The following is a 20,310-nucleotide window of genomic DNA, read 5'->3' on the forward strand; positions in this document are numbered from 1 at the left end:
TCATTCCATTGATGGAGCGGATGAATTTTAAAATAAGTAACAATAAACATAAATAGATATGAAGAGACTATGTATAATGGGAGCATTTGCGCTGTTAGCAGGGATTTGTCAGGCACAGGAAGTAAATGTATTTGTTTCAGGCGAAGAAGGCTATAAGAGCTACCGCATCCCTGCTATTGTAAAGGATAAAACGGGACAGCTAATCGCCTTTGCAGAAGGCAGGGTAGATCATGCCGGAGATTTTGGTAATGTGGATATTGTTTATAAAATAAGTCAGGATAATGGGAAAACATGGGGTCCGCTGCATGTTGCCGTTGACAACGATAATTTGCAAGTCGGCAACCCAGCACCCGTAGTTGATCTGCTAGACCCGGCATATCCCAAAGGACGCCTGTTACTTTTTTATAATACGGGCAATAATCACGAAGGCGAAGTACGCAAAGGCAATGGCTTGAGAGAATGTTGGTCCATTAGCTCGGCCGACGGCGGAAAAACCTGGTCCAATCCACAGAATATTACGCTTGAGACGCATCGCCCCAATCAGCCTTCGGTAAATGCGCAGTATAACTTTCAGGAGGATTGGCGAACTTATGCGAATACACCAGGACATGCATTACAATTTGATTCCGGTAAATATAAAGGACGTATATACATTCCAGCTAATCACTCCGAAGGAAATCCGAAGTCAGATGGCAAAGATTATTTTGCGCATTCTTATTATTCGGACGACCATGGAAAAACATTCAAAATCGGTGCGAGTGTAAAATTTGAAGGATCAAATGAAACAATGGCCGCACAAATATCGGGGACAGGATTATACATGAATTCCCGGAATCAGCAAGGTAATGTAAAATCAAGGATTGTGTCTTATTCAAACGACGGTGGTGTTACTTGGGATACTACATATTATGATAAAAACTTGCCCGATCCAGTCAACCAGGGTGCCGTGCTTTCCTGGCAAAAGAAGGGAAGATACCTATTAGCCGTCTGTAATGCTGCATCGACCAATAGAAGAGACAATCTAACCGTTCGGTTAAGTAAAGATCAGGGTAAAACCTGGTATTTCAATCAGATCATTGCAAAAGCACCTGAGGGTGTAAAAGGGGATTATGCCGCTTATTCCGATTTAGTGCTTTTAAATAAAAATAAACTCGGTGTTTTATTTGAAAAAGAAAATTATAGCAAAATTGTCTTTTTGCCAGTGAATTTTAAATAATCAGACACATTGTGTTGCCGATATAATATACATTTTCTTCCACTCCTTCCTTTCCGTTTTAATCGAAAGGAAGGAGTGAAAGAATGCTCAAGTGCCGTTTCTTAAGCAGCTTGCTCCACAGGCTGTCAAATAACGCTTTAAACTTAAATAAACCAATAATCAAAAACTAAATGAGAAAAACTAAATTTTGGCTAGTGTTGAGTCTAATCGCAACAAGCCTGTCTATTTTTGCTTGCAAAAAAGACACTACTTCAACAGCACCTGTATCGCTATCGCTCTATCTACCGATCGTTTCGCTTTATTTTTTCAAGATGAGGGTGTGTCCATTCTGATAGAGTGTTATTTTGTTTTCGTCACGCTCGAAAACAATTTTTACACCAAATTGTGGCTGGACTAGCGTGTTTTTATCTTTCGCTTTCAGTTGAAATGCGGGCTGACCGACAACTTGCCCCAATACCTTGCTACCTTCCCTGGTAATATTGATCTGAATAGGAGGCTGTTCGCTTTTATATTCGCCAACGATGCTTGAAATTTCTTCCTCTGTTAATTGTACCTCCGTAAGATCAGGCAGTGGAAAAGGCTTTTTATAAAGCTCGCCAAGGCTGAACTTTAATATTTCATTATTATTATAATTGTTGGCATTACTAATAAGTGCGACGTTATAACTGCTGTCATCAAAATGACCAGCAACAGAAGAGAAACCATCTATACCGCCCGTATGACCAAAACCTAGGTGTTCATAGAATGGCAATTGAAACAGGCCCTTCCCATAACCTTGATCTATTTTTTTCATCTCTTCCAAACTCGCGGAATTGATTATTTTGAGGCTAAATAAACCATTAAAAAATTTGACCAAATCTGTTGGAGTTGACCAAAGGGCGCCTGCTCCAAGGGGAACAGAATTATCCGTGTGTGGTTCTAACGTCCATTCCTGGGTGAACTTATACGATTCGCTGATCTCTTGACTATTATTTTTAGGACGGCCAAAGGTTGTCTCTTCTAAATTTAATGGTTTACAGATATACTCTTTCAATAAAAAAGCATAGTCCTTTTTCCAAACTTTTTCTAAGATATAGGTAAGCAGGATATAGTTTGAATTACTATATTCATGTTTACTGCCAGGTGTAAATTCAGCACCTCCTTTTATAATGCGATCAACAAGTTCTTTCTCAGTCTGTGGTTTAGTATTCCAGCTCAAATAATCCTTGTCGTTAGTAATGCTGTGGACTCCACTGCTATGGTTAAGCAATTGCTGGACAGTGATTTTCCCAGCGTTTGGAATATCTTTAAAAAATGTGGATATCGGCTCATCTAGCTTCAGTTTTCTGAGCTCGATTGATTTCAGTACAAGCGCTGCGGTGAAAGTTTTGGAGATGGAGCCTATCCCATAACGAGTATTTATGGTCGCTTTCTTTTTTTGAGCAAGATCTGTATATCCGATCGCTTTTTGATAGAGTAAGTGGTCTCCTTTGGCAATTGCAATACTCCCCATCCAAGCATGATTTTTATCCATGACAGAAAAGAGGCTATCTATACGGTTAAGGTTAAATTCTTGTGCTTTGAGAATGGGGCTGGATAATGTTCCTAATAGGAATAAGATGGTTGCGGTTCTTTTCATAATTTATGCTGAATAGATTTTTTTAGTTTTAAAAGCAAAGCTGATGAATAATATAGTAGAGTGATGATCAATAGAAAAGCGGGAATAAAATAATGGCCCAATTGTTCATAACGTATAGGATCTTCGTGCTGCAGTAGAAGTTTCCCGAATATGAAAAACTTGTTGGGCGAATAGAACAAACCGACTCCCTGAGGATCAATAAATTTGGCAACTACTAGAAATATCGCGATAAGCATGAGCGTATAGATTACGTAATAGATCAGGTTGATCACGCCCTGTGTGAATATGATGGGTATGCGCAATAAGGTTGTGAAATTAGGTAAAGATTTTATTGGCAATGCTATGGATGTTGAATGAATCATTTCCTGAATAAAAGTTTCCGGTAACCCGAGCTTATCTAAGATATCTTCGAGCTGATTTGGCTTGATATCACGTATTGACTGAGCGGGAATCTGATATTGCAATGCTTCGAATATATGGCTATTGATTTCACATAAAATATCTTGTTGTTGTTCTAACGGTAATTTTTTGACAAGAGCCGCTGCAGCGGACATATAACTCTGATAAAGTTGAGCCGCATATTTATTTGTAAAGTTTATTTGGTTATAATGCATGAGTCAGGGTGGTTAAGTGCTGATTTAGGCTGGTCCAATAATTTTTCATTTCTAAAAAAGTACTTTGGCCTTCAGCTGTTATTTTGTAATATTTTCGTGGAATTCCTGTAGCCTGTGGTACCCAGTTTGATTCTACTAATCCTTCATTTTTCAAGCGGATCAATAGCGGATACAAAGTTCCTTCAGCAATATCGATCGCTGTTTTTCTCTTGACTTCTTGGATAAGGTCGTAGCCGTAGTATTCCTGTTCAGAGATCAAAATACCGAGCACAACAAAAGAAAGACTTCCTTTTTTTAACTGTGAGACCCATTTATCAATAAATTCTCCATTCATATACGTAAATATATAACAAAATACATAGTAATACAATGTATTTGTTTTTTAATTTTCCCTTTTGATATAACGTGTTGTTGGGAAGGAAGAATATTAAGAAGTAGTACGGACAGCTGGTTTTGTCAGGTTTCAAGTGACATTAATAAAAAAAACACTTGAAGCGGGGAACTTCAAGTGTTTAACCTAACCAATTATTAACCTAAATTTATGAAAAGTATACTTTCTCAAGTATAGTATACTATAATCAATATCTGTGCCATTCTAATTGTTGGTTTTATAATATTTTTCTTTGTGATATGTTTGTTACGTAAAATAGATTATTTTCTTTTGGTTTTCTCTCCTAATTGGTAATATTTTATAAATATGACAGGCTTTTGAGTAGTATTCAGTTAATTTTATATAGCTTCTTGATGTGATCGGTTGCTGCGTTACTTGCTCTGTATGAAAAAACAAACAGTTCGTATCACAAAACAGGACTATCCATGTTATTCGACATAACGTTTGAACAAATCTTTCCACTCATCGTCTAAACTACCCTTATATACGTTTTGTTTGGCACGGCGATACCAGTATTCAGCATTCCATTGATCTCCTTCTTTACGGTGTAAATAGGCATGCACATGTGCTGCTGCAGTTCCTTCCAGCTGATCAATTAGGTCGTGTGCGCTTTTCCAATTTCCTTTTAGATCATACCAGAGTGACTTTTGTACTGCTGTCCAGTGTTGATGTGGACTTTCAATGGATTGAAATTCTTCGATTGTCATATATTATTTTGTTATTTCTTTACTCCAGATTTCATAAATATCGTCTCCTTTGGAACTTTTTCCTTTATGGTGCCATACGCCATCCACAATTGCACCTTCAAAGTTGAGTACTTGTCCCACACGATTATTGTCTCTTGAAAAAAACTGTATCTTTTCCATATATCGATTGTTATCATATTGATAATATCCGCCACCTGTACCGTAGAATCCTTTTTGTGCAGGATTGATCGCTATCCATTGAAAATATCCATCCACTAGTATTTTAATTGTTTTGCGATTAGTTTTGGGTATATCATTCATTTTTCCCTCCTGTTGACGACTTGTTATTCTCCATAAGGCATCTAACTCTTGAGGTCGGCTTTTTTGTTTGACATATAAATGATAAGTATCTGCTGTTTTTAATTGAAGGGAGTCTTTTTGGATCCGATAGGGTAAAAGAACGTTTTTACCAATAGCGGTTGAATCCTGTGAATTGTATTCTACCAAGACATTGACGGTCTGATTTTGCCCTTCAATCGGTCCGCCCCAGGTGTAGTGAAAACGTTTATTGCTATCATCAAAACATATAAATGAGATATATTGACCTTTGATCAGAATCAAATTTTTACATAAACCATCATGATACATATATGCGCCGTCAGGGAGCTGTGCATAAACTTTGGAAAAAATCGTTCCTAAAAAAAGGAAGAGGATTAGAATATAATTTCTCATGATAAATTAAAACTTGTTCTCCCCTAAAGATACGAAATAATTACGTTAACAATAATCTCGTTAAGTTCGGTTTAATAGTCAAAAAAAATCCTGATTTCATGAGCAACAATAGCTTTGAAATCAGGAAGTTTTTATCGTGAAGTAACCAGAAACTATTTGAACTTACTGGCTAATGCAGCCAGCTTGCTTGCCATATCAGTTTCAGGTTCCGCCTGTCTTTTAGGATCATTTTTCCTGCTTTTGGGTAGCGCAGATTTTTCATCTGTTTTCATTGACAGAGCGATACGACTACGTTTTTCATCAACTTCTGTTACTGTCACCATGACGTGTTGCTGAACTTTGACGATTTCATGGGGATCTGATATAAAGCGATTCGATAACTGACTTAAATGTACCAATCCATCTTGATGTACACCAATATCAACAAAGGCTCCAAAATTTGTAATGTTGGTCACTATGCCCGGTAGCTTCATGCCGACCCGTAAATCACCAATACTATTGACGCCCTCCGTGAAGGAGAAAGCTTCAAATTTTTCCCTTGGGTCTAATCCCGGTTTCGCCAATTCATTCAAAATATCATTTAGCGTCGGTAGTCCAACTTCATCTGAAATATAATTTTTCAAGGGGATAGATTTTCTCAGGTCCGCGTCGGTCAATAGGTCTTCGACTTTTTTTCCGAGATCTTTAGCCATTTGTTCAACTAACGCATATCGCTCGGGATGCACAGCGGATGAATCTAGTGGATTGGCTGCATGTCGGATACGGAGAAAGCCCGCAGCCTGTTCAAATGCCTTGTCGCCAAGACGAGGGACTTTTTTTAGTTCACGTCTGGAAGCGAATGGACCATTCTCATTTCTATACTTTATAATCTGTTGTGCTAGGGAAGGGCCTAAACCAGATACATAGGCTAAAATTTGTTTGGAAGCTGTATTCAGTTCAACACCTACAGCATTCACACAGCTGATGACAGTATCATCCAAAGAGGTCTGAAGTTTGTTTTGATCCACATCATGCTGATATTGTCCAACACCGATCGATTTTGGATCAATTTTAACGAGTTCAGCTAACGGGTCCATTAATCTTCTACCAATGGAAACAGCTCCCCGGACCGTAATATCGTAGTCTGGAAATTCTTCCCGTGCAGTCTCTGAAGCGGAATAAATAGAGGCACCACTTTCATTGACCATGACGATGGTAACATTATTTAACCCCAGTTTTCTAACAAATTCTTCGGTTTCACGTCCAGCAGTCCCGTTTCCAATGGCTATCGCCTGAATATCATATTTTGATACGAGATACCGGACCGTTTTCTGTGCTTCCGCTAATCCATTTGCGCCATTGTGCGGAAAGATAGCTGTATTTTCTTTGAGCTGTCCTTGTTCATCCAATACAACTGTTTTACAACCCGTACGAAATCCAGGATCGATTGCGAGCAATCTTTTTTGTCCCAGAGGAGCTGCTAAAAGCAACTGGCGAACATTGTCGGCAAAAACTTTGATGGCTTCTTCATCTGCTTTTTGACGTGTCAGGACACGGATTTCCGTTTCCATAGAAGGTTTTAACAGACGTTTGTAGCTATCTGTCAAAGCGAGTTTTACCTGAGCAGCGGCAGCATTGGCGCCCTTAATATAAATGGATTCAATACGAGGTAGAATTTCTTCTTCATTGATATCTATATCTAAAAAGAGCAATTCTTCTTTTTCTCCACGGCGCATTGCTAGCACTCGGTGGGAAGGCGCATCTTTCAATGATTCCGACCATTCGTAATAATCTTTATACTTTATTGCAGCTTCTTCTTTTCCGGGAACTACCCTTGAAACAAATGAACCTTTTTCCAGGAATATTGCTCTCGACTTGGCTCTCACAGCTGCATCTTCTGCTATGACTTCGGCAATTATATCCCGGGCACCCGCTAGTGCTTCCTCTGTATTTTTTACACCTTTTTCTTCATCGACCAAACTGTCGGCAAGGGCAAGGAAATCTCCTGATTCTTGTGCCAAAATCAGATCAGCCAAGGGTTGTAGACCCTTTTCACGTGCGACACTGGCACGGGTTTTACGCTTCGGTTTGTATGGCAAGTAGATATCTTCCAGGCTGGCCATGGTTTCGGCCCCCTGTATCTGCTGCTCGAGCTCTTGCGTTAATTTTCCTTGATCATTGATGGATTTCAGAACAGTTTCCTTACGTTTATCTAAATCCCGCAACTGCTGGGAGCGATCTCTAATATTGGTGATTTGAACTTCGTCCAGACTGCCGGTCATTTCCTTACGGTAACGTGAGATAAATGGAACCGTCGCGCCTTCATCTAATAATGCTATAGTCGTGCGAACCTGTTTTTCGCTAATAGAAAGCTCATTAGCAATAATAATTTCGTGTGTTGATAAGCTCATTGGTGGTTTAATCTTAAAAAGTAGAGCTGTTGAATGGTGATTCAACAGCTCTAAGTATATCTAATTATAAACTAAAGTAGTAAAATTAAGCGGGTTTATTGGTGTTGTCCTGCTCAGGAACTTTTTTTTCTTCTACTTCGTTGTTTTTAGTTTCGGCAAAATGATCGTTATACCCATAGGAGATGTGAGATGGTTCTTCTCCATAATCCAATTGTTTGTGTGGATTATGTTCAACGACACCTGCTGGTGTTGAGAACTCATATTTTTTCTTTGGCTGTTCTGTTTCAGAACCTTCCGCTGTCTCCTGTGGTTTTGTTTCCTCTTCGTGTGCTGCTTGAGCTTTTTCTTCAGCTAAACGTACATCACTAGGAACAGCTTCTTCTTTTACTTCCGGTTTAACGTCTACGTCTTTCTCGAAATTATTAATTTGATCTGAAATTTCACGTTTGATACCTTCTGACGCATCTTTAAATTCACGTATTCCTCTTCCTAAACCTCTCGCCAATTCAGGAAGTTTTTTGCCTCCAAAAAGTAACAAGATAGCAAACACAATTAGGATCATCTCCTGTGTTCCGATGTTTAGAAATGCTATTACTGGATTGTACATACTCTTTTTCCTCTTCTTTTGATTACTAACTAGATGCTAAGTTACATTTATATTTCTATAGTTCTTAGCCTCAAAAGTAAATTTAAGATAATTTTAAGGTATTTGAAACATAAAAATTACTTAACAAAGTGCGGTTATTTGGCAAGTGTAATTTGTTATATTTTTGCTAAATATTTTATAATATGACGATAGGGCAGAAATATCTTTGTATTTTTGTGGCTATTTTTTTGGAGAAATCGATTATGTTGGGAAAATTTAAAACATTCAAGCCGTATTACAAAAGTACGATGGTATTGGCAGGGCCGGTAGTGATCTCACAATTGGGACATACATTGGTGCATACCGCAGATAGTGTGATTGTTGGGCATTTTGCAGGAACTATTCCATTGGCGGCAGTTTCGTTGGTACATGCTGTTTTTATGATTGTGATGGTCGTAGGACTGGGAATAGCTTATGGTATAACGCCATTGATTGCGCAGGAGAATGGCCGTGATAATAAGAAAGAATGTGCCATTCTGTTGTCCAATAGTTTTTGGTTAAATATTATAGCCGGACTATTGTTGTTCTGTTTGGTTTACTTTGGTTCTATGTTGGCTATCGATCATCTCAACCAAGATCCGGCTGTGGTAAAGGAGGCAAAACCATATTTGCTTATTTTAAGTTTATCGATGTTGCCACTGATGGTCTTTAGCACATTCAAGCAGTTTGCAGAAGGTCTGGGATTTACAAAGCAAGCCATGAACGTGACGATTTGGGGGAATGTGCTGAATATTATATTGGCGATCGTCTTTGTTAAAGGGATGTTTGGCATAAGTCCCATGGGGGTAAAAGGGGTCGGATACAGTACGCTGATCGACCGTGTGTTAATGATGTCCGTGATGATGACTTATGTATTGCGATCCCAGAAATTTAGGGGATATATCCAGTATTTTAAAGTGACGCTGATTGACCGGGAACGATTGCTCAAAATATTGCGGATAGGGGCGCCAGTGGCTATGCAATATGTATTTGAAATTGGAGCCTTTGCCGGAGCATCACTGTTAGCAGGTACCATAAGTGCTACAGCACAAGCTTCCCATCAAGTTGCGATTCAGCTGGCCGCAATGACCTATATGATGGCAAGCGGTATAGCTGCTGCTGCAACGATCAAGGTGGGCAACAGTTATGGAAATAGAAATCTCTTCCGTCTCGAAAGATTTGCGATAACTTCTTATCAGTTGGTGCTAATCTTCATGTTGATTACGGCGTCTTTGTTCGCGTTGCTGAACAATTATTTGCCCTATATTTTTACATCAGATCATGCTGTGGTGATTATTGCTTCGCAACTCTTGATCATCGCGGGACTGTTTCAATTGTTTGACGGTACGCAAGTGGTCGGTTTGGGTGTATTGCGTGGGATGGGAGATGTCAATATTCCAACTATTATTACATTTATCGCTTATTGGATTATTGGTTTGCCAAGTGGATATCTTATGGGAGTCGTGTTCAACTGGGGGATCAAAGGAATTTGGTATGGGCTAACATTAGGCTTGTTGACTTCTTCGCTTTTACTTTATCTGCGGTTCCAATTGGTGATCAAGAAGAAGAAAATACAGTTCGAACAAAGTATGTTTAAGTAACAAAAGTATACCCAAAACAACAACAAAGGCTCTGTTAAGAGCCTTTGTTGTTGAAAGTGTCTAATGTTACTGGCCAGAAAGATCTTCAGTTCGTTTTCATTGCTGTCCTTATCCGCGAAGCCATGAAGGTTCTGTTTGGCCATGAAAGGCAATCTATATGACGCGATTGCTATCCCAATTTTCGAGATAATCTGCTACGCGTTTTAAGAAAGTACCTCCAAGTGCTCCATCAATTGCACGGTGGTCGTAAGAAAGTGATAGATACATCATATGTCTAATACCAATCATATCGCCATACTCCGTTTCTATCACCGCCGGCTTTTTCGTTATCGTACCTACAGCCAAGATTGCCGCTTGTGGTTGGTTAATGATCGGAGTGCCCATAATATTGCCAAAAGCGCCAATATTGGTGAATGTAAAGGTCCCATCTTGTGTATCGTCGGGTTTCAATTTGTTGGCTCGTGATCGCTGTGCAAGGTCGTTGACACTTTTACTTAATCCTACCAAGCTTAGCTGATCCGCGTTTTTGATTACCGGGACGATAAGATTGCCGTTAGGCAATGCCGCCGCCATACCAATATTAATATTTTTCTTCTTTATGATATTGTAACCGTCGATGGAGATATTGACCAATGGAAAATCTTTAAGCGCCTTGCTGATAGCTTCAATAAACAAGGGGGTGAAGGTGATATTTTCTCCCTCGCGTTTTTTATAGGCATCCTTAACCTTATTGCGCCATAAAACTAAGTTGGTTACATCTGCCTCAACAAAGGAACATACATGGGGAGAGGTTTGGACACTTTTAACCATATGATCTGCGATCAATCTGCGCATGCGGTCCATTTCAATGATTTCATCACTGCCATTGGCAACGGTGTGTACCTGAGACGGAGCAGCAGGAGTTATTTTTGGAGCCTCTGTGCCTGTGCTTGCCTGAATTGACTTGTGAGGCATTGACGATGAATCTCTTTGCGCTACATAAGCTAAAATATCTTCTTTGGTTACTCTTCCCTCGGCACCAGTGCCTTGGATACGGTCAAGTTCATCTTGCGATAAGCCTTCATGACGTGCGATATTCTTTACCAAAGGAGAATAGAAACGTAGTGCATTTTCGTATGGTGAGGATGCAGTTTCAGCCGCTGTGTTGGGCAGCTGGTCTACACCCGGTATGTTCAAATCTATATGCTCTTCGGCAACGGTCACTTCAGGGGCTGTATTTTCTTCCTGTTGAATCACAGGTTCTTCATTTTGACCTTCAATTTCTATAATTGCAACAACTTCTCCTACTTGGACGGTTTGGTCTACGGTATAGCGCTGCTCTTTTAAAATACCTTTTACAGGAGAAGGTACCTCTGAATCAACTTTGTCAGTTGCGATTTCCAATAAGGTGTCATCTTCATCAATCAGGTCACCAGGTTGTTTTAACCATTTTGTGATTGTTGCCTCGGATACACTTTCTCCCATTTTTGGGAGCAAGAGTTTATATAAAGCCATATTTTTTAGCAATCTCGTTATAGAAAAACGAAGTTAATTAAATTGTGGTTTACTTTCAACAATTTAAAATATTATTCCTTAAATAACGTTTTTTTAGAAATATTATTTTACATTATTGTGTATCTTGTTCTTTTTCTTTTACCAGCAACTTCCATAGAAGCAATAAAGCATTCATACGAGTACGCTCGATGTTAATCAGCCTGTCGTTATCAAATTTAAACTTTTTGGTAATCACTTCTTTTTTTCCCGCTACAGCTACCCAAATCGTTCCAACCGGCTTTTCAGCTGTTCCACCTCCTGGACCTGCTATTCCCGTAGTTGCAATGGCATAATCTGAAGAAAATATCTTCTTTGAACCCGCAGCCATTTCCACGGCTGTTTGTTCGCTCACTGCCCCATATTGGATCAATGTCTCTTCATTGACCTGCAGCAATTGTTGTTTTAACGTATTGGAGTAGGGGACGGTACCGCCAAGAAATACAGCGCTGCTTCCAGCTACTGCGGTTATTGAGGCGGCAACATTACCTCCAGTACAACTTTCTGCAGTCGTCAATGTAGCACCTTTACGGCTAAGCTCTTTAATCAAGAAGGGCTCGATACTCGTATCGTAATCTGCAATGACGTATTGCCGTAAACGATGAAGAAGTTTTGTTTTAAAAAGGGCAACCTGGAGCATAATGTCGGATTTGTTTCTGCTCTTTCCGGAGAGTCTTAAGCGAATAAATGCCAATGTTGGCAAATAGGCCAATTTTATGCTTGGGGGAAGTTCTGCCTCGATATCTTTTATCTCTTCTGCTAGATAAGATTCTCCGATACCACCAACCAAGATTGTTTCGTGACAGATAAATAGGTCCGGATCTTGTTTAGCTAGTAAGGGTAGCACATGTTTTTCCATGAGGAATTTCATCTCAAAAGGCACTCCGGGCATAAAAATAAACTGTTTTTGATCCTGGTTGACCAGCATGCCGGGGGCGGTGCCATAATCGTTAAATAAGACTTCACAATTTGCCAGGACATCGGCCTGCTGAAGATTGATGTCGAGCATCTTCAGATTGCGCGATTCAAAAATATTGGTCACATGACGGAGTACGTTTTCATCGCGGGTCAATGTGGTACCAAAATATTTTGCTGCCGTTTTTTTTGTTACATCATCTTTCGTTGGGCCTAGGCCTCCTGTGATTAAAATAAGATCTGCACGAGCAGACGCATCCTTGAGTGTCGTTAAAATAGCTTCTTCCGTATCTGGGATCGATGTCATCTGAACGATATCGATTTCAAACCGGAGAAGCTGTTTAGCAATCCATCCCGAATTGGTATCAATAATCTGACCGATGAGGATCTCATCGCCTATGGTAATAATCTCTGCTTTCATCTGAAAAATAATTATGTTAGTCCCTTGCAGTTATTAAAGTTTCAGCGCAATTAGCTGTAAACATAAATTCCTAGTATTGGACGATTCAGGATATAAACTTACGTAAAATTACGGCTCAACAAAATGTTTAACATGCATTTGATATGGGAAGTTGTGTGCTACCGCAAAAGGTAAAAGCTAGGGAATAAAATACGACCTTCATGATATTGCATGATATTGAAAGCATCGCAGCTGAGAAAGCGAGAAAGTTTTTTCTGGCGAATAGGGTTATATTATTTTCAAAAAAAGCAGTTATTTTAAAAATAACTGCCTCCTGAACTTGCTCTTTTTGTAAGCTTAAGATCTTGTAAGATCGATGCCTTGGCACGAATGGTGACATTATAGCTTCGATATTGGCCAAAGGGCAACCAGCCGAATGACATATCCCAGCAATGCAGATCTCTATAAATATTGAAGGAAGTCATGACAACTTGTTTCTGTTTGAAATCATATCCCGATTGAAAGGTTACTTTCCATTTTGGTGTCACACTGAAATCACCGTGTAAATTCAATGTACTCGTAATTTGATTATCCATTCTCCGTGTACTGGAATTAAAGAACTTTGACATGTTGAAACTAAACGATGCTGCTAGGTTCCAAGGAATATTAAAGTCCACAAAAGCATTCGGATCTGAGCTGATTCTCGCTAAAGCCTGTGCCTGCTCTGGAGTCAATCCCCCGCCAGACATTTCTTTTCTTAAAGAATCGATATTGTTATTGCGTGATTTCGCAGCCTTAGGATTTAAACTATAGTCAAAGGACAGACCAAAGTTTGTCAGGCGGGCCAAGCTACCATCCTTTATGGCATAACGATTGACTCGGACCCCATTTTCATTCACCGAATAGGGATCAAATGTACCGTTGAAGTTTACATTCATCTTTTGGTCGAAAAAAGCGGTACGGCCAGAGAAAGTAATTGGGGACAACTTCAGGGAGTCGGCAACAAAGTTGTAATTTCCGCTGAACGTCAAACCTTGAAGAATAGGGATTTTCTTTAAGCCACCATCAGTGGTATCGGATTTACTCTTGACTTTTGCTTCGATATTATTGTCGATGGAAAAACCTATACCTGCAGATTTTCCTGCAGAAGGAGATCCGTAGACACCCTGACTAAAGATCGAGTATACATTTTGGTTTCCATATTGATCGTTATAATGCTGATAGAAACCATATTTAGGATCCGAAAAGTCAGGTCTATAGTTTAGGTTGATCGATGGCGTAACCACGTGTCTGAGCTCCTGAAGCTTACCGATTTTCGGATAGTAATGTCCATAAACCTTAGTCGAAAGTCCTGTTGATACCGAGTAATCGTAAGCGCGGTTGAAACCTTGAACGGTATCAATGCGTTGTTTGTAACCTGCCGCTGTGTTATCGATGCTTTGTCTGGTGCTTTGTAGGTACCAACGCTCCGTATAATTGACACTGGTATTGAACTGAAAATATTTAAAAGCGTTAAGGGATAAACTGATTGGAATATTGTGCTGGAAACCATTTTGGAATTTTTTAAATCCCCCAGGTTTAAATAATAGTGTATCAATGGTACTTACCGAGTTCTGTGCTTGGAAGCTATAACCGACATTGATGCGTTGATACCATTTTTGCTCACCAACACGGTCTTTGCTGTCAAATGGATTGAAAGAAGATACGTTCAAGCTGACATTTGGTAAGCTCATCTGTATACTCCTTGTTGCCATATCCTGATTGTGTGTTAAACTGGCGGTTAGATTTACTTTACCATCAGCGAATACTTTCCCGTAACTGATGGACGATCCCATGCGGTTACGCGCAAGATTTTCATAAGTGTTTTGTGTACTTCCTGTACCTGTATTCTGGAAGAATGAGGTCGTACCAAAATTAACACTAGCGGAGAAAGAAGTCCCCGGATTGGCTTCCTGTCGCTGGGTATGGTTCCAGGTCACATTGAAATCTTTGTTGGAGCCATAATTGGATGTCCCTTCTATACCTGTCTTTGTATTGGCATAACGGATATTAAAACCACCGTTAAATTTATAATTGACGGTATAGCGTGTATTGATGGAAGCTTCCCATGAACCTTTAGAATATAGTGAACCGCGGATCTCGCTGTCCCAATAATCATTAAAGGCTAAATACCAACCTATATCCCGCATCGAGAAGCCACGTGTATAGTCTTCTCCGAAAGAAGGGAAAAGAAATCCGGATGCTCTTTTATCTGGTTTTGGAAAGAAAGCAAAAGGAAAAGCTACTGGCATAGGTACGCCCATCACGACAAGATAGGCCGGACCCGAAATAATCTGGTTTTTGGTGACAATCCCCTTGGTGATATGGATACCAAAGTGGGTATGCGGGTAGGGGAGATTACAAGTACTGTAAAGCCCTTTGTAAATTGACATTTCGTCGTAGATATTCTTTCGTACGATATTGGCTTGAATGTATCCACCGTCGACCTCGGTCATAATACCATAGGTATTTCCCTCCTGTTTCTCGTAATCATAGTAGAGGGAATCGACCGTTTTAGGCGACTCACCATTTCCCATAATAACGATAGGACGGCCTACATACTTACCCGTTTTGTCGTAGATTCCCGAAGCAAAAATCTTTTTCTTGTTTCGGTCAAGACGGATATAATCGGCAGAGAGTTCAAAATCCTGATATTTTACTTTTGCTCCGCGATAAAGGTGACTGATATTTTTTGCAACTTCAGATTTCTGCGAGTCGACAGCAATGATACTCACTTCTGCCTGCAAGCCACTTCCTTTTTTCTTGGTGGTGTCTGTAACAGATTTGACCGTATCCGCAGTTTTGGTTTTACTGGTATCTTGCGATTTATTGGTCGCCGAAATAGGATCCTTACCTTGAAGTCCGTTCTGTTTTAATGGAATATTGCTTTGAGCAACGCTAGAATTGCTCATTGCAAGAATGATAAATAGTGTTAAAATGTTGATTAACGACTTCAAAATTAAAGACAAATGTTATTTTTGTGAAATAATGTTAAACTTCGAGAGACAAAATTAGTCAAAAAAGCAATAGAAAATATGTTAAATATCGTTATCTATTAAAGAAATAATAATGACTCATTTTGATTCGTTTATAGTAGAGCAAATAATTATTCAATGAAATCAGATTTAAGAATTAGAAAATGGTGTAGCATCGTGTTTGCTACTTTGGGATTTTTTTTGTTGAATTCTTTCAAATTAAACAATGGGCAACCAGCGCCTCCTGACTACCAAATTAAAACAATTGTTATTGACGCTGGTCACGGCGGTAAAGATACCGGAGCACAGGGAAGACGATCTTTGGAAAAAAATGTAGCACTGGATGTCGCTTTAAAATTAGGAAAGCAAATTCAGAAAGATATTCCCGGTATTAAAATCATCTATACGCGAACAACCGATGAATTTGTGGAGCTTTATAAGCGTATCCGTTTAGCAAATGCTAATAAAGCGGATCTTTTTATTTCGATACACTGTAATTCAAGTGGTGCTAGTGCGCATGGGACCGAAACCTTGGTTTCCGGTTCGCATCGTTTGGGGCAGCAGGATGCCGCTGTTCGTGAAAATGCATCTTTGTTACTTGAGTCAAATTATAAAGAAAATTACCAGGGATTTGATCCAAAAGATCCCGAAAGCGCCATTATCTTCTCCTTGATGAAAAACCGATTCCGTGAAAAAAGTATCCGTCTGGCACAGATGATCGAAGGGGAGTATGTAAAAGCAGGGCGATACAGCCGGGGTTTCTGGGAAAAAGGATTAGCTGTACTAGCGGAAGCGGGGATGCCTGCTGTACTGACAGAAATTGGTTTTATCAGTAATCGAGAAGAAGAAAGTTATTTATTGTCCGACGAAGGACAGCAGGAGATCGTTGATAATTTGGTTTCCGCTCTGAAAATTTATAAAAATTCTGTAGAACGTTAAACAGATTTGCTTTTATGCTGTTTTAAAGTTATATTAATGATCATTACTAAATAGATTATTTGTGAAAATATCAAACGAGACAAAAGTCGGCATATTAGCAACAGTTGCAATAGTTTTATTATTTATTGGTTATAGCTTTCTAAAAGGAAATGATGTTTTTAGCAGCGATAATACCTTTTATACAACTTATGAGACTGTAGATGGCCTAACACCATCCAAACCTGTTTTAGTGAATGGCTATCAAATCGGGCGGGTATCAAAAATGATTCTGCAGCCGGATGGTAAAATTAAGACCGAGTTTAAGATACACTCCCATTATGATATACCCAAAAATACAATAGCAAGAATTTCAAGTACGGATTTATTGGGGAGTAAAGCGATTGTCTTTGAAATGGGCAGCAGTAAGGAGCTGGCTAAGGATGGCGATTTTTTAGCTTCCGGTGTTCAGCCGAATATTATGGATAAGGTTGAACCTATTCAAAAACGGATCGAAACAATTACCATTAAACTGGATTCAACCTTGTCAGTTGTCAACAATGTATTGGACAAACAGTTTCAGGATGACTTTAAAAAGAGTATCCATAGTATCTCCACGTCATTAAAAAATGTAGAGGGGATTACCAAGGATGTCGAAGGTCTGGTTGGAAATGAAAAAGGAAGATTAAATAGAATCATGGCCAATATGGAATCGATTACTTCTAATTTTTCACAAAATGGCGAGAAGATCAATGCGATTATGTCCAATTTAAATAATGTAACAGATAAGGCCGCCCGACTGGATTTTGAAAAAACGATGAACAAAGTGAATGCTGCAGTCAATGACTTTCAGGAAATTACTGGAAAAATCAATAGCGGTAAAGGTTCTATCGGCTTATTGTTAAATGATGAAGCCTTATATAATAATCTTAATAACGCTTCAAAGGAAATGGATAATCTGATGAAAGACGTCAAAGAGAAACCTGGGAAATATATCAAGCTTTCTATCTTCGGAAAAAAGGGAGAAAAATAAATTTTAGAATTTAGATCCAATAATTTATAAAAGAAGCCTGCAAACTGCAGGCTTCTTTTGTCAAATCCCCACGCCTGGCTTTCTTTCTGTAGCCTATAGCTTCCGTTTGCATTATTACCAGTATATATCATCTTTTAAATTAAAACCGTTACAAGACTCTTTTTACAGGGTGTTTACAAGGGGTTAACAGGGATATACCCCTGATGTCCCCCTGTAATACCCCTGTTAACCCCCTGTAATACCGCTATTAATTTAGGCGCTGATGTTGGTCAGTAGTTAATATAATATGAAAGGTTCAGCCAATGGGATAAATAGAAACGCCACTTCAAGAGTGGCGTTTCTATTTGGAAATCTAAAAACTTTACAAACGATTTTATCAACAGTGAAAGTAGATAATTTTATAATCCAATTTTACAGGAGAATTTATAAGGTTTCTTTAAGCCAGGTAAAGAATTCTCTTTGCCAGACCTGCGCATTTTGTCCAGACAGAACCCAGTGATTCTCATCTGGGAGGTAGACAAGGCGGCTTTTAATCTTTTTAAGCTGAGCCAATTGGAATGCCGCAAGGCCTTGCCCTATTGGGACGCGGTAATCTTTTCCACCTTGGAAGATTAAAATCGGGGTATGCCAATTATTTGCCTTTTCAATCGGATTGAAGTCTGTATAGGATTTTTGATTATTGCTATCCCAGTATGCACCACCCAGTTCATGGTTGGCAAAAAAGAGCTCTTCGGTAGTACCATACCAGCTTCTCATATCGAATAAACCGTTATGTGCAATGAACGTTTTGAAACGGTTTTCGTGCACGCCTGCTAATTGGTAAACGGAGTATCCGCCATAACTTGCTCCAATCGCTGCGCGACGGGTTGTGTCCACATAAGATTCTTTGGAGATATCGTCAATCGCTGCTAAATAATCCCGGATTGGCTGTCCGCCCCAGTCTTGAGAAATAGCCTCATTCCACTTTACTCCCCAGCCAGGCATCCCTCTACGATTTGGCGCGATCACAATATAACCTTGCGATGCAATTAATTGTAGGTTCCAGCGGAAAGAATAAAACTGAGTAAGGGCAGATTGAGGCCCGCCTTCGCAATAGAGTATAGTGGGATATTTCTTTGCGGGATCAAAATTTGGTGGATAGATAACCCAGGAGAAAAGATCTGCGCCATCAGATGCCTTTGTGATACGCTTCTCAATTTTATTTTCGCTGATAGCTGCGTATTTTGCGTCATTAACGCGGGTAACCGGAGTCAAAGATTTGCTTTTTAGGTCAAAACTAAAGATTTCGGTTGCGCGGGTAAATTTTGTTGAACTGACGATCAATTTATCATTTACCTGACCAATAATGCCTGTAATATCAAAGTCGCCTTCCGAAATTTGACGGATTTTAGGGAGACTTTTCAATTTGGTGTTTGCCGGGACTTCTAGTTCAAATAGTTGAACGGTACCTTTGACCGCTGCTGTAAAGTAAATTTTTCGATTGTCACTGCTCCAGATAAAGCTATTGACAGTACCATCCCAATGTGCTGTTAGGTTGAGACGGATTGAACTATTTTTGTCAAATAAGATGATGTCATTTTTGTCCGATTCATACCCATCGGTCTTCATGCTGAGCCAAGTGAGGTTTTTACCATCCGGAGAATAAGCTGGTGCAGTATCATATCCGTTCATTCCCTCTGTCAGATTGGATGTTGTTTTGGTAGCCAGATCATAACGATAAATATCAGTATTGGTACTGACCGCATAATCGGTTCCGAATTTCTTTTTACAGACATAGAGTACCGCTTTGCTGTCTGGAGACCAAGCGAAATCTTCTGCACCACCAAAAGGAGCCTGTGGGCTATAGTAAGGTTGGTCTTTCAATAGATCGATCGGTTCACCCATTTTCCCGTCGATGAAACTTGCCACAAAAGGGTGATTAAACTTCCCATCATTGAAGGTATCCCAATGCCTGTAGTCTAAGTTATCATAGATATAAGCGTCTGATTTAGGTAATTCGGGATATTTGTCAGTACTGTGATATTTTTTTACGAGGACGGATTGGCTGAAGAGTATTTGTTTTCCATCGGGAGAAAATTTGACGTTTTCTAAGGAGATATCGCTATTGGTCAATTGGACGGTTTCACCTTTTGCTAGATTTTTCTTCCATAACTGTCCCTTTAACAGATAAATCACATCGTCATTCTGCTGGATCTGAACGACCGACTCACCACCTTTTTGATCGGTGAACTGTTGGTTAGCTCCATTAGTCAATGAAACAGTATACAAATTTTTTTCACTCGAATTGGTTTCTAGATTATAATTAGAAACGCCATATATCAATGTTGTGCCATCAGCAGAGAGCCCCTCCGCCGAGACTCGACCAAGATCCCAAAGTGTACTTGGGTTAATCGGCTGCGGGGATTCTGTCACTAATTTAAAATTGCTTTTTCCACTCTTGATTTCTTGAGCATTGCTTAGGTTGCATGCCATAATCGCTAATGTAAGTATTGTAAGTTTTTTCATCTGTTTAACTTATTTACACGTGTGTTATCTCATCGGTATAAATGAGCTCGTTTCACTCGGTTTGTTTTTTCATTGCCGATGAAGCTGTCATCTTTATTCATGCGTGTTTGAATAAAGATGACGGT

The 20,310-nt window shown here is 39.4% G+C and carries 15 protein-coding genes; 4 read left to right on the top strand and 11 right to left on the bottom strand.

Annotation, left to right across the window (positions count from 1 at the left end):
- Positions 1 to 58: 58 nt before the first annotated feature.
- On the top strand, positions 59 to 1,216 hold the full coding sequence (locus B3C94_RS13310) for a sialidase family protein (protein ID WP_293904413.1): 1,158 nt from the start codon (positions 59 to 61) through the stop codon (positions 1,214 to 1,216).
- 298 nt (positions 1,217 to 1,514) lie between these two features.
- On the opposite strand, the gene B3C94_RS13315 is transcribed toward B3C94_RS13310, so the two are convergent.
- The 7 genes from B3C94_RS13315 to B3C94_RS13345 form a co-directional block, all read right to left on the bottom strand.
- Entirely contained in the window at positions 1,515 to 2,834 is a 1,320-nt protein-coding gene (locus B3C94_RS13315) for a serine hydrolase domain-containing protein (RefSeq protein ID WP_293904415.1), read from the bottom strand.
- Entirely contained in the window at positions 2,831 to 3,448 is a 618-nt protein-coding gene (locus tag B3C94_RS13320) for a hypothetical protein (protein ID WP_293904417.1), read from the bottom strand. Before B3C94_RS13320 ends, B3C94_RS13315 begins: the two co-directional genes overlap by 4 nt.
- Positions 3,438 to 3,782, bottom strand: coding sequence for a PadR family transcriptional regulator (locus tag B3C94_RS13325; protein WP_293904419.1), 345 nt, complete (start codon positions 3,780 to 3,782; stop codon positions 3,438 to 3,440). The genes B3C94_RS13320 and B3C94_RS13325 overlap by 11 nt, the downstream gene beginning before the upstream one ends.
- Before the next feature lie 485 nt (positions 3,783 to 4,267).
- On the bottom strand, positions 4,268 to 4,546 hold the full coding sequence (locus B3C94_RS13330; RefSeq protein ID WP_293904421.1) for a hypothetical protein: 279 nt from the start codon (positions 4,544 to 4,546) through the stop codon (positions 4,268 to 4,270).
- Between the two features lie 3 nt (positions 4,547 to 4,549).
- Positions 4,550 to 5,257 carry a hypothetical protein gene (locus tag B3C94_RS13335; protein ID WP_293904423.1) on the bottom strand — a complete coding sequence of 236 codons (708 nt, stop codon included), beginning with the start codon at positions 5,255 to 5,257 and terminating at the stop codon, positions 4,550 to 4,552.
- Between the two features lie 152 nt (positions 5,258 to 5,409).
- Positions 5,410 to 7,647, bottom strand: coding sequence for a Tex family protein (locus B3C94_RS13340; RefSeq protein ID WP_293904425.1), 2,238 nt, complete (start codon positions 7,645 to 7,647; stop codon positions 5,410 to 5,412).
- 85 nt (positions 7,648 to 7,732) lie between these two features.
- Positions 7,733 to 8,254 (bottom strand): Sec-independent protein translocase subunit TatA/TatB, encoded by a 522-nt coding sequence (locus B3C94_RS13345; RefSeq protein ID WP_293904427.1) that lies wholly within the window; start codon positions 8,252 to 8,254, stop codon positions 7,733 to 7,735.
- A gap of 242 nt (positions 8,255 to 8,496) precedes the next feature.
- On the opposite strand from B3C94_RS13345, the gene B3C94_RS13350 reads away from it, so the two are divergent.
- Complete coding sequence (locus tag B3C94_RS13350; protein WP_293904429.1) at positions 8,497 to 9,873, top strand: MATE family efflux transporter; 1,377 nt, start codon at positions 8,497 to 8,499, stop codon at positions 9,871 to 9,873.
- A 153-nt stretch (positions 9,874 to 10,026) separates the two neighbouring features.
- Here the strand turns inward: B3C94_RS13350 and B3C94_RS13355 are convergent, their stop codons facing one another.
- The 3 genes from B3C94_RS13355 to B3C94_RS13365 all read right to left on the bottom strand — a co-directional run bounded on the left by B3C94_RS13355 (position 10,027) and on the right by B3C94_RS13365 (position 15,669).
- The gene (locus B3C94_RS13355) at positions 10,027 to 11,367 is read right to left on the bottom strand and encodes a dihydrolipoamide acetyltransferase family protein (protein ID WP_293904431.1); all 1,341 of its coding nucleotides are present in this window, start codon (positions 11,365 to 11,367) and stop codon (positions 10,027 to 10,029) included.
- Positions 11,368 to 11,479: 112 nt separating this feature from the next.
- Entirely contained in the window at positions 11,480 to 12,739 is a 1,260-nt protein-coding gene (locus B3C94_RS13360; protein ID WP_293904433.1) for a competence/damage-inducible protein A, read from the bottom strand.
- Positions 12,740 to 13,035: 296 nt separating this feature from the next.
- Positions 13,036 to 15,669 (bottom strand): putative LPS assembly protein LptD, encoded by a 2,634-nt coding sequence (locus B3C94_RS13365; RefSeq protein ID WP_293904435.1) that lies wholly within the window; start codon positions 15,667 to 15,669, stop codon positions 13,036 to 13,038.
- A gap of 201 nt (positions 15,670 to 15,870) precedes the next feature.
- Between B3C94_RS13365 and B3C94_RS13370 the strand changes: the two genes are divergently transcribed.
- Both B3C94_RS13370 and B3C94_RS13375 read left to right on the top strand, forming a co-directional pair.
- Positions 15,871 to 16,671: an N-acetylmuramoyl-L-alanine amidase family protein gene (locus B3C94_RS13370; protein WP_293904437.1), complete on the top strand. Its 801-nt coding sequence runs from the start codon at positions 15,871 to 15,873 to the stop codon at positions 16,669 to 16,671.
- Between the two features lie 61 nt (positions 16,672 to 16,732).
- Positions 16,733 to 17,680 carry an MlaD family protein gene (locus B3C94_RS13375; protein ID WP_293904439.1) on the top strand — a complete coding sequence of 316 codons (948 nt, stop codon included), beginning with the start codon at positions 16,733 to 16,735 and terminating at the stop codon, positions 17,678 to 17,680.
- 423 nt (positions 17,681 to 18,103) lie between these two features.
- On the opposite strand, the gene B3C94_RS13380 is transcribed toward B3C94_RS13375, so the two are convergent.
- A complete protein-coding gene (locus B3C94_RS13380; protein ID WP_293904441.1) occupies positions 18,104 to 20,185 on the bottom strand; it encodes a S9 family peptidase in 2,082 nt (693 codons plus the stop codon).
- Between the last annotated feature and the right edge of the window lie 125 nt (positions 20,186 to 20,310).

Source organism: Sphingobacterium sp. UBA5670, from assembly GCF_002420705.1.
Lineage (GTDB): Bacteria > Bacteroidota > Bacteroidia > Sphingobacteriales > Sphingobacteriaceae > Sphingobacterium.

Bases quoted from the DNA above. Each gene is read 5' to 3' on its own strand.
- B3C94_RS13310 (WP_293904413.1), top strand. From the start codon at position 59: ATGAAGAGACTATGTATAATGGGAGCATTTGCGCTGTTAGCAGGGATT.
- B3C94_RS13315 (WP_293904415.1), bottom strand. From the start codon at position 2,834: ATGAAAAGAACCGCAACCATCTTATTCCTATTAGGAACATTATCCAGC.
- B3C94_RS13320 (WP_293904417.1), bottom strand. From the start codon at position 3,448: ATGCATTATAACCAAATAAACTTTACAAATAAATATGCGGCTCAACTT.
- B3C94_RS13325 (WP_293904419.1), bottom strand. From the start codon at position 3,782: ATGAATGGAGAATTTATTGATAAATGGGTCTCACAGTTAAAAAAAGGA.
- B3C94_RS13330 (WP_293904421.1), bottom strand. From the start codon at position 4,546: ATGACAATCGAAGAATTTCAATCCATTGAAAGTCCACATCAACACTGG.
- B3C94_RS13335 (WP_293904423.1), bottom strand. From the start codon at position 5,257: ATGAGAAATTATATTCTAATCCTCTTCCTTTTTTTAGGAACGATTTTT.
- B3C94_RS13340 (WP_293904425.1), bottom strand. From the start codon at position 7,647: ATGAGCTTATCAACACACGAAATTATTATTGCTAATGAGCTTTCTATT.
- B3C94_RS13345 (WP_293904427.1), bottom strand. From the start codon at position 8,254: ATGTACAATCCAGTAATAGCATTTCTAAACATCGGAACACAGGAGATG.
- B3C94_RS13350 (WP_293904429.1), top strand. From the start codon at position 8,497: ATGTTGGGAAAATTTAAAACATTCAAGCCGTATTACAAAAGTACGATG.
- B3C94_RS13355 (WP_293904431.1), bottom strand. From the start codon at position 11,367: ATGGCTTTATATAAACTCTTGCTCCCAAAAATGGGAGAAAGTGTATCC.
- B3C94_RS13360 (WP_293904433.1), bottom strand. From the start codon at position 12,739: ATGAAAGCAGAGATTATTACCATAGGCGATGAGATCCTCATCGGTCAG.
- B3C94_RS13365 (WP_293904435.1), bottom strand. From the start codon at position 15,669: ATGAGCAATTCTAGCGTTGCTCAAAGCAATATTCCATTAAAACAGAAC.
- B3C94_RS13370 (WP_293904437.1), top strand. From the start codon at position 15,871: ATGAAATCAGATTTAAGAATTAGAAAATGGTGTAGCATCGTGTTTGCT.
- B3C94_RS13380 (WP_293904441.1), bottom strand. From the start codon at position 20,185: ATGAAAAAACTTACAATACTTACATTAGCGATTATGGCATGCAACCTA.